Raw genomic sequence first — 12,849 nt, 5'->3', positions numbered from 1 at the left:
AAATTAATGTTTCAATAATTGTGTATTAGTTTTTGTTACAATAGATGTTTTATTCATTTTTTCAGTGAATAAAATTCGCATGGCAGGAGTTTCATCATCTTCAAACTGTCCTTTTTTTACCGCCCAAAAAAAGACCGCTAAAAAAATAAGAGCTACAAAAAGACTCACAAAAATTAGAATATAAATAACCCCCATACTATTGTTGTTTGAGACAAAAGTAAAGGGAAGTACAAAGTCAAAAAATGACGATTATCATAGTTTAAAAATTGCCTTTAATAATTTGTGCTGTCTACAAAATAAGTAGGTTTGTCTAGTAATCATAGATATCTAAAATCTCTATAGCCTTTTATTGTTCATTCTTTATCAAAGTGTTAGAGCGACATCTTGCATACGCTTAAAGACATGTGTTCTTTAAACTGAATCATATGTTACAAGCATAAAATCATATGTAGTTTTTTCCTTGATATATTTTTATGACTTTTACGTAGATTTAATAACGTAATAACATACATGAAAAAGTCATTATACTTTCTAGCATTTGTACTGTTGACTGTTGCTTGTGGCAATGCCAACGACAACAACAAAAACTCTAAAAAACCCAATGTCATTTTAGTCATTACCGACGATCAAGGGTATGGAGATGTTGGAGCTTTGGGTAACAAAGTCATTCAAACTCCTAATATCGATCAATTTCATAACGATAGTTACCGTTTAACAGACTTTCATGTTGGGCCTACTTGTGCTCCTACCCGTTCGGGATTAATGACTGGAAGGTACGCAAACGAAGTGGGAGTTTGGCACACTGTAGGAGGATGGTCCTTGCTTAGAGAAGAAGAAAAAACCCTAGCCGATATGTTTAGCGAAAACGGATATGTTACTGGTGGCTTTGGTAAATGGCATTTGGGAGACAATCATGATTTTAAACCAGAAAACAGAGGCTTTCAACATACCGTAATGCATGGTGGTGGTGGTGTAGGACAAACTCCAGACTACTGGGGAAACACTTATTTTAACGATACTTATTTTAAAAATGGAGTACCTACTAAGTACCAAGGATATTGTACCGATGTCTTTTTTGATGAGACCATTCAATTCATCAAAGAAAACAAAGACCAACCTTTTTTTTGTTATTTAGCTCCTAACGCACCACACGGACCCTACAATGTACCTTTGGAGTATTACAATAAGTACAAGGATGAGGAGTTAACCGAACATCAAAAACGTTTTTTTGGAATGATTAGCAATATTGATGACAATTTTGGAAAACTTAGACAAGTTTTAGAAGAGTTAAAAATTACAGACAATACCATTCTAATTTTTATGACCGACAACGGAACTTCGGCAGGTCATGCTTTTAAAAAAGGAAAAGAGCTAGGTTACAATGCTGGAATGAGAGGTCATAAAGGAAGTGAATACGAAGGTGGACATAGAGTTCCTTTTTTTATTCACTGGAAAAACGGAAAACTAACTGGGGGTGCAGATATCAACGAAATGACTGCAAACTTAGACATTTTACCTACTTTGTCAGAATTGTGTAACATTCCACTTCCTAAAAACCACTTGCCTTTAGCAGGGAAAAGCTTGGTACCTCTTTTTAAAAACCCAGCTACTTCTTGGGATCGTATGTTGGTAACCGATTCACAAAGAATACAACATCCTGAAAAGTGGAGAAAATCTTCGGTAATGCAAAACAAATGGAGACTGGTAAACGGAAAAGAATTGTATAATATAGAAAACGACAAAGGTCAAAAAAACAATGTAGCAGAGCAACACCCTGAGCAAGTTGCAAAAATGAAAGACTTTTACAACCAATGGTGGAAGCGTGTTTCTGTAAAATTTGATGAAGAAGTGTATATCAAAGTAGGATTAAAAGAAGAAAATCCTGTAACACTAACCGCTCATGACATCCATGCAACATCTGGTAAGTATCCATGGAATCAAATCTATATCCGAAACGGAGTAAAAGGTATTGGTCACTGGAGTATTGATGTAACCGAAGCAGCAGAATACACCATTTCTTTACACAGATATCCTGTAGAGTCCAACTATTTAATCAACCAAGAAGTACCAGCAATTACCAAAGCAGAAGTACCTGGTTTAGACAATGAAATTCCTATGGGGAAAAACTTACACTACCAAAAAGCACAAATTCAATGGGGAGACAACAAAGTTATTACCATCCCTATTAAAGATAATGCTAAAGCCGCTACTTTTAAAGTACAACTTCCTAAAGGCAGAACGCAATTCAACGCTAATTTTATTGATGACAAAGGGGAAACCAATGTAGCTTACTACGTTTACATCAAAAAATAAACTATAAACCAAAACCTAACTTTGCTATGCATCCCTTTTGTATGGCAAAGTTTTTAAAACTTCAACAAAGAGATGAACTTAGCTCCACAAAAAATCCTCGCCATTGCTTGGATGTGCTTTCTGCACCTTTTTCTTAACGCTTGTAGCAGTAGTTCTTTAGAAAACCAATCGGTAGCCGATATGGACTTTAACAAAGGATGGTTGTTTGTAAGAGATACTCTACAGGGTGAAAAAACAGACTTAGACGATCGTTACTGGCGTAGTTTAAATTTGCCCCATGACTGGGCTATTGAAGGCCCATTTAGCAATGAACATAACGCAAGAACAGGAGGTTTGCCAGTTACTGGTGAAGCTTGGTACAGAAAACATTTTACCATCGATAAAGCGTATCAAAATAAAATTATTTCTATAGAGTTTGATGGAGCGATGAGCAACGCTAAAGTATGGGTAAATGGAAATTATGTAGGTGAACGACCATATGGTTATATCGGTTTTGAGTTTAACATTACCCCTTATGTACATTTTGATAAAGAAAATATAATTGCAGTACAACTACACCCTAAAGATTTGGCTGCTAGATGGTATCCAGGAGCAGGAATATACAGAAATGTACGTTTAAAAATTAACGAAAACATACACATTCCTCAATACGGAACTTATATTACCACCCCCGAAATAAGTCAACAAAAAGCTACAGTAAATATAGAGACTAAGGTGATGAACACGCTGGACAAAAACACCAGCGCTCTCTTAAAAACAGTTATTAAAAACCATAATGGTGAAACTGTATACCAAGAAAATAAAGACATTACATTAAATTCAAAGGCTTTGACCAAAATTACAACCCAAGTCAACCTAAACAATCCTAGTTTGTGGGATTTGGAGCACCCAACATTGTATGAGGCAGAAAGCAGTATTATTGTCAATCAAAAAATTAAAGATACCTATCATACTACTTTTGGTGTTAGAAACATTGAGTTCCATAAAGACAAAGGCTTTCGTTTGAACGGAAATCAGGTTAAATTTCAAGGAGTTTGTATGCATCACGATCAAGGTCCTTTAGGTGCTGCCATTAACTTTAGAGCCAAACAACGTCAGTTAGAAATTATGAAAAGTATGGGAGTAAATGCCTTAAGAACTAGTCACAACCCTCCTTCTCCAGAAATTTTACAAATTTGTGATGAATTGGGAATTGTAGTAATTGTAGAAGCGTTTGATGAATGGCGACTTGGAAAAGTTGAAAATGGATACCATCAATATTTTGACAAATGGCATGAAAAAGATTTACGCGATATGATTAAAAGAGACCGCAATCATCCGTCGGTAATTATGTGGAGTATTGGAAATGAGATTTTGGAGCAATCTAAAAAAGATGGTTGGAAAACTGCCAAATTGTTAAACGATATTTGTCACGATGAAGATCCTACACGTCCTACAACAGTTGGATTTAACTACTTTCCTGCTCCATTTAAAAACAATTTATACAAATATGTTGATATTGTTGGAATGAATTACTGGCCAGAAGAATATGGTAACATCTTAAAAGATCATCCTGAATTGATTGTATACGGATCAGAAACCTCATCGATGACCAGCAGTCGTGGGGTCTATCATTTACCTATTGATTACCACCAACAACACGAAACCAATCACGTATCTAGCTACGATGTAATTGTAGGACCACCTTGGGCTTATGCTCCAGATGTAGAGTTTGATGCTTTAGCGAAAGAACCACGTGCTTTGGGTGAGTTTATTTGGACTGGATTTGATTATTTAGGTGAACCTACACCTTACGGGGGTAGAGACAATTCTACCAACGGATATTGGAATGACGATTGGCCTTCTCGTTCCTCCTATTTTGCCCCTGTTGATTTGTGTGGTTTTCCTAAAGATCGTTATTATTTGTACCAAAGTCAATGGACCACAAAACCCATGGTGCATGTACTACCTCATTGGAACTGGAAAGGAATGGAAGGAAAAAAAATTCCGGTAGTAGCCTATACCAATGCTGATGAAGTTGAATTACTTGTTAACGGAACTTCTTATGGAAAAAAAGTAAAAGGAAAAGATTTGATGGAAATCCCTTCTGAATACCATGGTTTTGATAAAGGCATGTACAAAACACAATACAGATTGCAGTGGAATGTACCTTATCAACCAGGAGAACTAAAAGTAATTGCTTATAAAAAAGGAAAACAAGTTGCCGAAAAAATTGTTAAAACGGCCTCTGCACCTTCTAAAATTAGTTTGACTGCAGACCGTACTCAAATTCAAGCCGATGGAAAAGATTTATCGTTTATCACTATACAGATTCAAGACAAAGACGGTAACGAATGTCCGTTAGCCAACAATTTGGTTCAGTTTGAAATTGAAGGTGTAGGTACTCTAGCTGCTGTAGGAAATGGAGATCAAACTTCTTTGGCTTCTTTTCAAGCAATGAAACGAAAAGCTTTTAACGGTAAGTGTTTGTTAGTCATCAAATCAACAGAAAAAGCAGGAGAAATAAAAATCACAGCCAAATCCAATGGTTTGGAAAGTAAAAGCTTAGCTATCAAAACTAATTAATCAATAAAAAGAAATATTCATATGAAAAAAGCCATTCAGTGCCTTGCCTTGTTGTGTTATTTTATTCTAAATACAATGCAAGCACAAGAAAAGCCCAACATTATTTTTGTCTTAACAGACGATCAATCTTACGGAATGATGGGGTGTACTGGAAACGAAATTGTACAAACCCCAAACTTAGATCAATTGGCCAAAGATGGTGTATTGTTTACCAATGCACATGTAACAAGCGCTATTTGTACACCCAGCAGAATATCTATTCTTTTAAGCCAGTACGAACGAAAACACGGAGTTAACTTTAATTCTGGGACTTCTGTAAGCGACCAAGCTTGGAGCAAATCATATCCTATGGTAATGAGAGATGCAGGTTACTATACAGGGTGGATTGGAAAAAACCATGCCCCTGTAGGAAAAGGGGGTTACACTAGCGGAGTCATGGAAAAAAGTTTTGACTATTGGTATGCAGGTCATGGACACATTCGTTTTTATCCAAAAGAAGTACACAAAATATTCAACGATGCCATTGCTCATACCCAACCCGAAATAATTAACGAAGCAGCCGATGACTTTTTAGATCCGAACGCTAGGAAGTTAAAAGGAGCCGTTAAATTTTTAGAAGTTAGACCTAAAGACAGACCTTTTTTACTGTCTATTAATTTTAATTTACCACACGGAGCAGGAACCAGTTCGATGAAATTGAGAAAAACGGACGACGAAATTTACAGAACCATGTATCGTGATTTGGATATTCCCCTGCCTAACAATTACATCGCAAAAAAAGATATTAAAGCCCCAAAACTTCCTGCAGATTTGCTAAGAGCCAAAGACCGTCAAACAGGATACAATTATGTAGACAATCCAAAAGATGTAAGAGAACGAATTATACGACAATACCAAGCCATGACAGGGATTGATAGGATGGTAGGAAATTTAAGAGCCAAACTGAAAGAATTGAAATTGGACAAAAACACCTATATCATTTTCACCTCAGATCACGGATTGTTTATGGGAGAACAAGGTTTAGGAGGAAAAGCTTTGTGCTACGAAAAAACCACACATGTGCCTATGATTGTTTACAGTCCTAAACTGAAAAGAAAATATAGAGGACAAAAAAACGATGCCTTAGTTCAGTCTATAGACGTGGCTGCCACTATGTTGGCAATTGGTGGTGTAGTGAAGCCGAAAGAATTTCAAGGAAAAAACCTTTTGCCTTTGTTAACCAACCCTAAAGCCTCTGTAAGAACCCATGTATTTACGGAAAACTTATGGTCTACGCATTTTGGAAATCCTAAATGTGAAGCTGTACAAAATCAAGAGTGGAAATACATTCGTTATTACAAAAACACTACTCGTTCTGCTACGCAAGAAATCAAATCAGCAAAACTGATTGGCATGCTTATCAACAAAATGTTGTATGCTGTACACGATCCAGATATAGCTTATTACCGACATCTTTCTGATTCTTCTTTAGAAGGAGAACAACCCGTGTACGAAGAATTGTACGATCTAAAAAACGATCCGAATGAATTGCACAATCTAATTAACTCAAAAAAACATACAACAGTATTAAACGAATTGAAAGCTGTTTGGGAAAAAGAAATTAAAAATGCAAGAGGGACTGGAAAACCACAAGTATATCGCTATACCAATGACAGTCACCCTAAAGGAGGACATTAACTGAGCACATCCGCTCTTTACAAAACATTTTTAAAGATTGTTCAAAAAACATTTGTATTTGTTTCTAAATCATTTGTATTGGACAATCCTTAAAAGTGTTTTTATTTTTGAGCTTAAGAAATAACATAGAAAAATTATTTATGAAATCATTAAATTGGATCTTCCTATTAGGATTTTCTTTGACTGTGGCTAGCTGTGGAGCTAAAAAAAGCCAAAAAGTAAACAAAACAACAAAACCCAATATCGTTTTTATTTTTACAGACGATCAAACCTATAGTTCTATACATGCTTTGGGGAATCAACAAATTATCACCCCAAATATGGACAAGTTAGTAAACAACGGTACTACCCTTACCCACACCTATAACATGGGATCTTGGTCTGGGGCTGTTTGTTTGGCTTCTAGAGCTATGATGAATACAGGTAGATTTGTTTGGAATGCTAAAAACTTTGCCTACAAAAAACAAGGAAATGATGAAAAGATTTGGTCCAAACTTATGCAATCTGGCGGATACGAAACCTATATGACTGGAAAATGGCATGTACATATTGGAGCAGAAAAAGTGTTTAATCATACTGCACATGTAAGAGGTGGAATGCCTAAGGATGCATGGGACCATTTTAAAATGGTGGCCAAATTTGACTCTATCAAAAACATTAAAAACGCCAACCCAGATGATTTAATGCCTGTTGGATACAACCGCCCTAAAGATGAAAACGACCATTCTTGGAATCCTGCAGACAAACAATTCGGTGGATTTTGGGAAGGCGGAAAACATTGGAGCGAAGTGGTTAAAGATGATGCTTTGCAATTTATCAATCATGCAAAAACCTCTGACAAACCATTTTTTATGTATCTGGCTTTCAACGCTCCACACGACCCAAGACAAGCACCACAAGAATACCAAGACTTGTATAATGTACATGAAATACAAGTTCCAGAAAGTTTTTTACCTGAATATCCATATCGAAAATCTATTGGAAATGGAAATAATTTAAGAGACGAAGCTTTGGCACCTTTTCCTAGGACTGAATTTGCTGTTAAAACTCATATCAAAGAGTATTATGCAAGTATTACTCATGCCGATGCTCAAATTGGAATGATATTAGAAGCCTTGGAAAAATCAGGAAAAATGGACAATACCTATATTATTTTTACGGCCGACCATGGTTTGGCTATGGGACGACATGGTTTGTTAGGAAAACAGAACTTATTTGACCACAGTTTAAGACCCCCAATGGTAATTGTAGGTCCAGACATTCCTAAAAACAAACAAGTAGCTACCGATGTCTACTTACAAGATGCTATGGCAACTACGCTAGAACTTGGAGGAATTGTTAAGCCAAACTATGTTGATTTTAACAGTTTTTTAGACATTGCCAAGGGAACTAAAACGGAAAGTTTTTATCCAGAAATATATGGAGCCTATTTAAATGTACAGCGAGCCATAAGAAAAAACGGATACAAATTAATCGTGTATCCTGAAGTTCCCAAAGTTTTGTTATTCGATTTAAAAAATGACCCCGAAGAAATGCATAATTTATCTGGTCAAGAAGAACAAAAACAGCGAGTAAAATCTCTATATCAAGACTTATTACAGTTGCAAAAAGACATGAACGATCCGTTGGATATTTCTAAACTTTACACACAATTGTAATCTTATTTTAACAAATCTATTTTTTAAAGGCTACCTAATACTTTTGGTAGCCTTTTTTAGTATAAAATACTATAGGCATACTTTGCCATGTAAGACTTATAGAACAAAAGTTTTGTTTAATTGATTATAAAACTTTTTTAACATTCGTAACTTATATATTTCATTTAGATTCTATTATATTTGGCCTCGGTGATTTTTATGCTTTTGTTCTGTATTTTTCACAAATTATAAACAATATTTATTCTATAAATAGTTTATTTATGTATGATACTCTATAATTTCATAATTCTTTGTTTTGAATATAAGGAGAATGATTATAGCAATTTACTATTGGACAATCAATAAAAAATACTCATTAAAAAATTTGCTCTAAAAATTCTATGAACTATGAAAATTACAAAAATACTTGTACTCCTTTTTTTAGGTTTATCAACAAAATATGGAACCGCCCAATTAAAAGAAACTTACGAAAAAGCTACTCTTTATAAAAAAGACGGTACAATTGTAAAAGGATTTATCAGGTCCGAAGAATTACCGAACCTTACAAAAGGATTTTGTTTTAAAAAAAGTACTCTTGACACAAAATGTACTACCTACGATACTAGCTCAGGAATCAATTCTTTTACAACTAACAAAGGCAAATATTTTAGCTTGTTTAAAGATTTAAAAATTAATAATAATTCTGAAACTACTTCTCTTTTTGCAAGTCAACTTATAAAAAGTAAAGACGGAATGTCTTTGTATAAAAGTTTTTATAATAAAAGAGCCATCTTTATTCTTGAAAACCCACAAAAAGAAACATTTGCATTGCAGAAAGATAGACTAATGCATGGAGATCTTCAAGTAACAAGATATCAATTCAAAGGTATTTTGCATTTAGCTTTTAAGGGAAAATTAAAAAAAGAAATAGAGAACCTAAGTTTTTCTGAAAAATCGATAGCAAGACTTATTAAAAAACACAATAGCATACTGGGTTTTGAAACAGTAACAGTAGAAACTAAAGAAAAAAACATCTATCAATGGATTGTAAATGCAGGAACTGGACTTGGAATTGTTTCTGATTTAACTGAAGTATATGGACAAGCTTTTCTAAGAATTTATTATCCTGATATTAACAGAAACATCTCTTTAAATTTAGGACTTGCATATTACCATCAAAATAAAAAAACTACAAGCTATAACTGGTACGGTAAACCTTTAGAAGACGAATTAATAACCAAAATGTTTTCAATTCCAATGCAATTTCAATACAACTTTTTTAATACCAAACTAATTAGGCCCTATGCTTTTGTTGGATATAATTTTAGTATGGTTAGTATAAAAGACAAAAGTGGGATTAGTCAAATACATAATGGTTTTCAGAAAAGTTACGGTTTTAACTTTTTATTTGGTTATGGTATAGAATCAAATATAAAAAATGGTATTTATCTTAAAATTGAAAAAAGAAACGAAGCGGGCTTACATCCGTTTTTATTTGGCCTAGGTTATATCTTTTTATAGTCTTTAGTTGATTTTTTAAACAAAAAACCACAACTCTGACTTACAACTTCAATATGCACTATCATTATTTCACAAAATTGAGTTCTATTTTGTCTTTTAATGATATTAGCTACATATACAAGCAGTCTCTGTTTTTTTAGAAAAAGATAAGGCAATTACAATTTATACTGTAACATACAAGTAAAATAAATTTAGGATTTATGCTTGTAAACTTAACATTCTTTACAGAAGAACAAAACACACTTCCATTTTGGTTTTTAAAAAAACTTAAAAAACGGTACAATAACACAACATTCATCATTTGTATTAGGGTATAGTTGCTTATTATTCCTAAACACCCTACTTCATTTTTAATTTAGCTAGGTAACTTTTATAAAATTAAAATGAAAATAATAATCTCCGCTATGGCACTTTGTCTTGGGTGCATTACTACAAGTACTGCACAAAGCACTCCCTATTTTTTAAAAGGTCAAGACCCTAAACCTTTAGAAAAAAAATGGGTACAAGTAAAAAATATGTCTGATGAATTTAAAGGCAATAAACTTGATTCAAAAAAATGGCAGGACAATCCTATAGGAAACGGATGGATGTGGGACGGACGTGCACCAGGACTTTTTAGAGCAGAAAATGTTGTTATTAAAGACGGAAAAATGAATGTAACCGTTAGTAAATTAGACAAACCTATAACAAAAAAAGGCAAAACATTTACCCATCAAGGAGCCATTGTACGTTCTTTACACGCAGGTAAAGTAGGTTGGTATTTTGAAACCAGAATGAAAGCAAACGCAACAGTCATGTCTTCTACTTTTTGGTTAATGACCAAATACGATTGTGAAAAAAAAGAAGAACTAGACATACAAGAGTGTGTAGGTAGATTGACAGAAAAAACACATACATGGGCCAAAAAATGGGATCAAATTTTTCACTCTAACGCCATACATAGAAAAACCAACTGTCATCCAGAAAGTGAAAGAGATCAAAAAATGGTCTATACTCCAACAAAAAACCACGAACGTTTTTATGTATATGGAGCATGGTGGAAAAGCCCTACAGAAATTTTATGTTTTTTAGATGGTGAATACAAATACACGCTAAACCCAACTGTAGAATGGGACATGCCTGCTTTTTTACAAATGGCTATAGAAACATACGACTGGAATCCGTTACCAGATGATGGAGGATTGGTAGAAAGTGGAACTTGGGAACAAAGAACCACTCAATACGATTGGATTAGAACTTGGAAATTGAAATAGTTATATTAGCAATATGAAAAAAATAAATACCATCCTTTTCAATTTTCTGATACTTACAATTCATTCATTTTACGCACAAGAAAACACAGACAATGTTCGTAATTTTTTGAATCTAAAATTCGGTATGTTTATCCATTACAATATGGGAACATATCATGCAGAACAATGGGCCTACCCTTTTCATGATCCCAAAGACTTTCAACCCTCGGAGTTAGATTGTAGTCAATGGGCAAAAACAGCAAAGGCTGCTGGTATGAAATATGGTGTTTTTACAACCAAACACCATGACGGATTTAGCTTATGGGATACCAAAGTATCTAACTATGACATTGCATCAGCTAAAGAGGAATATAAAAACATTGATATTGTTAAGGAATATGTAAATGCCTTTAGAAAAGAAGGTTTAGCTGTTGGCTTGTACTTTTCAGTTTGGGATAGACATCACGGAGTGGAACATGGAAACATCAACAAAGAAAATATTGAATTCACAAAAGCTCAGTTAACAGAACTCTTAACCAACTACGGTAAAATTAACTGTATTGTAATTGATGGTTGGGGATCTCGTTGGGGAAAAGGGCCAGACTTTAAAGAACTTCCTTATGCTGTTTTAGCAGATCATATTCACTCTATTCAACCCAACTGCTTAGTAATTAATCATAGTTGTAGAGCCGATTTAGCCTATACGCAAGTGGTGCATTACGAAGCTACTCATGGACAACACATTCCGTATGACAATACTTTCCCTTCTCAGCAAGGACCTGTATTACAACCTACCTGGTTTTGGGAAAAAGGTTACGAAAAACTAGATTTAAAACCTGTGGATGAAATTATTGACGAATTGCAGTATACCAACCAACACTACAGCAACTATTTATTAAATGCTGCTCCTAACAACAAGGGGTTGATGGATGATAATGTTGTTAAACGACTGCAAGAAGTAGGTAAAAAAGTAATGTTATCTAAACCTTATAAAAGATTACCTAAGGTTGAAAATCCCCATAAAAATGTAGCTGTAAAAACATCTAGTAATTTAATACCCTCAGAAATAAAAAATAGAAACTTGTTAGATTTAAACCTATTTACGGCTTGGCAAGCACACAAAGATGATGCTTCTCCTTGGATAGAGTTAGACTTTGGAAAACAAGAAAGCTTCAACTATTTTTCAATGCATGCAGGCTACAAAAAAACGATTCAAAAATACGTAATAGAAGCTTTGGTTAAAAATAAATGGATTACCTTGTACGAAGGAGGCATCGGTACTTTTCACGAAAAAGGAGCCTTTAAAGAGGTTTCTGCTAGAAAATACCGTTTGCGTGTGTTAGAAAAAAAAGGAATTCCTGAAATTGTAGAACTTACATTTGCGAAACATTAACTTTCAAACACTTATCTAGTTTTAAAAAATCATTTATAGCCTATAAAAAAACAAATCAACAACCAATAATAACCCTATAACAACATCTTTGATACACCAATTTTAAAAACATCAATGATGAAAAAACTAGTAATGGTGATTGCCTTTTTCATGGCTATCACAGTAAACGCACAAGAAAAGAAAACATTTAAAGGAGCCATTGAACACGCTGGTTTAACACAAGAAGAAAAAACAAAAGTGTTGGCTATTAACAAAGAAAAACAAGCAGAATTAAAAGAAATTAGAAAAAGTGATTTGGATCAAGAAGCTAAAAAAGCAAAAATGAAGGACGTAAGACAAGCTTATGCCAAAAAATTTAAGGACGTTATTGGAAAAGAAAAAAATAAAGCAATGAACCAATACTGGAAAAAATAGTATTTATTTTTTTCTTTATTTTACAAAAGGGAGCTAAAATATTTTTTTAGTTCCCTTTATTTTTTTTGATTTTGTATTCTTTTTTCTCATACATTTA

The 12,849-nt window shown here is 34.0% G+C and carries 9 protein-coding genes; 8 read left to right on the top strand and 1 reads right to left on the bottom strand.

What is annotated here, in order from left to right:
* Positions 1-3: 3 nt before the first annotated feature.
* Positions 4-195 (bottom strand): cbb3-type cytochrome oxidase assembly protein CcoS, encoded by a 192-nt coding sequence (ccoS, locus tag FS85_RS0106640; protein WP_010135342.1) that lies wholly within the window; start codon positions 193-195, stop codon positions 4-6.
* Between the two features lie 315 nt (positions 196-510).
* Between ccoS and FS85_RS0106635 the strand changes: the two genes are divergently transcribed.
* From FS85_RS0106635 to FS85_RS0106595, 8 genes are all read left to right on the top strand, one after another.
* Complete coding sequence (locus tag FS85_RS0106635; RefSeq protein ID WP_010135341.1) at positions 511-2,313, top strand: arylsulfatase; 1,803 nt, start codon at positions 511-513, stop codon at positions 2,311-2,313.
* Between the two features lie 72 nt (positions 2,314-2,385).
* Complete coding sequence (galB, locus tag FS85_RS0106630; RefSeq protein WP_010135340.1) at positions 2,386-4,878, top strand: beta-galactosidase GalB; 2,493 nt, start codon at positions 2,386-2,388, stop codon at positions 4,876-4,878.
* A 21-nt stretch (positions 4,879-4,899) separates the two neighbouring features.
* Positions 4,900-6,555 (top strand): sulfatase family protein, encoded by a 1,656-nt coding sequence (locus FS85_RS0106625; RefSeq protein ID WP_010135339.1) that lies wholly within the window; start codon positions 4,900-4,902, stop codon positions 6,553-6,555.
* Between the two features lie 140 nt (positions 6,556-6,695).
* Positions 6,696-8,213, top strand: coding sequence for a sulfatase-like hydrolase/transferase (locus FS85_RS0106620; RefSeq protein ID WP_010135338.1), 1,518 nt, complete (start codon positions 6,696-6,698; stop codon positions 8,211-8,213).
* Between the two features lie 387 nt (positions 8,214-8,600).
* The gene (locus FS85_RS0106615) at positions 8,601-9,713 is read left to right on the top strand and encodes an outer membrane beta-barrel protein (protein ID WP_010135337.1); all 1,113 of its coding nucleotides are present in this window, start codon (positions 8,601-8,603) and stop codon (positions 9,711-9,713) included.
* Positions 9,714-10,096: 383 nt separating this feature from the next.
* Entirely contained in the window at positions 10,097-10,966 is an 870-nt protein-coding gene (locus FS85_RS0106605; RefSeq protein ID WP_202797927.1) for a LamG domain-containing protein, read from the top strand.
* A gap of 13 nt (positions 10,967-10,979) precedes the next feature.
* Positions 10,980-12,338, top strand: a complete 1,359-nt coding sequence (locus tag FS85_RS0106600) for an alpha-L-fucosidase (protein WP_033194620.1) — start codon at positions 10,980-10,982, stop codon at positions 12,336-12,338.
* A 117-nt stretch (positions 12,339-12,455) separates the two neighbouring features.
* On the top strand, positions 12,456-12,752 hold the full coding sequence (locus FS85_RS0106595) for a hypothetical protein (RefSeq protein ID WP_010135332.1): 297 nt from the start codon (positions 12,456-12,458) through the stop codon (positions 12,750-12,752).
* Positions 12,753-12,849: the final 97 nt, after the last annotated feature.

The sequence above is a fragment of the Ochrovirga pacifica genome (genome assembly GCF_000220525.1).
In the GTDB taxonomy this organism is placed as follows: Bacteria; Bacteroidota; Bacteroidia; order Flavobacteriales; family Flavobacteriaceae; genus Ochrovirga; species Ochrovirga pacifica.
The sequence above is the reverse complement of the archived record's forward strand: the minus strand, read 5'-3'. Positions and strand labels throughout refer to the sequence as shown.

Excerpts from the sequence above, each read along its gene's own strand:
- ccoS (WP_010135342.1), bottom strand. The coding sequence starts at position 195 with ATGGGGGTTATTTATATTCTAATTTTTGTGAGTCTTTTTGTAGCTCTT.
- FS85_RS0106635 (WP_010135341.1), top strand. The coding sequence starts at position 511 with ATGAAAAAGTCATTATACTTTCTAGCATTTGTACTGTTGACTGTTGCT.
- galB (WP_010135340.1), top strand. The coding sequence starts at position 2,386 with ATGAACTTAGCTCCACAAAAAATCCTCGCCATTGCTTGGATGTGCTTT.
- FS85_RS0106625 (WP_010135339.1), top strand. The coding sequence starts at position 4,900 with ATGAAAAAAGCCATTCAGTGCCTTGCCTTGTTGTGTTATTTTATTCTA.
- FS85_RS0106620 (WP_010135338.1), top strand. The coding sequence starts at position 6,696 with ATGAAATCATTAAATTGGATCTTCCTATTAGGATTTTCTTTGACTGTG.
- FS85_RS0106615 (WP_010135337.1), top strand. The coding sequence starts at position 8,601 with ATGAAAATTACAAAAATACTTGTACTCCTTTTTTTAGGTTTATCAACA.
- FS85_RS0106605 (WP_202797927.1), top strand. The coding sequence starts at position 10,097 with ATGAAAATAATAATCTCCGCTATGGCACTTTGTCTTGGGTGCATTACT.
- FS85_RS0106600 (WP_033194620.1), top strand. The coding sequence starts at position 10,980 with ATGAAAAAAATAAATACCATCCTTTTCAATTTTCTGATACTTACAATT.
- FS85_RS0106595 (WP_010135332.1), top strand. The coding sequence starts at position 12,456 with ATGAAAAAACTAGTAATGGTGATTGCCTTTTTCATGGCTATCACAGTA.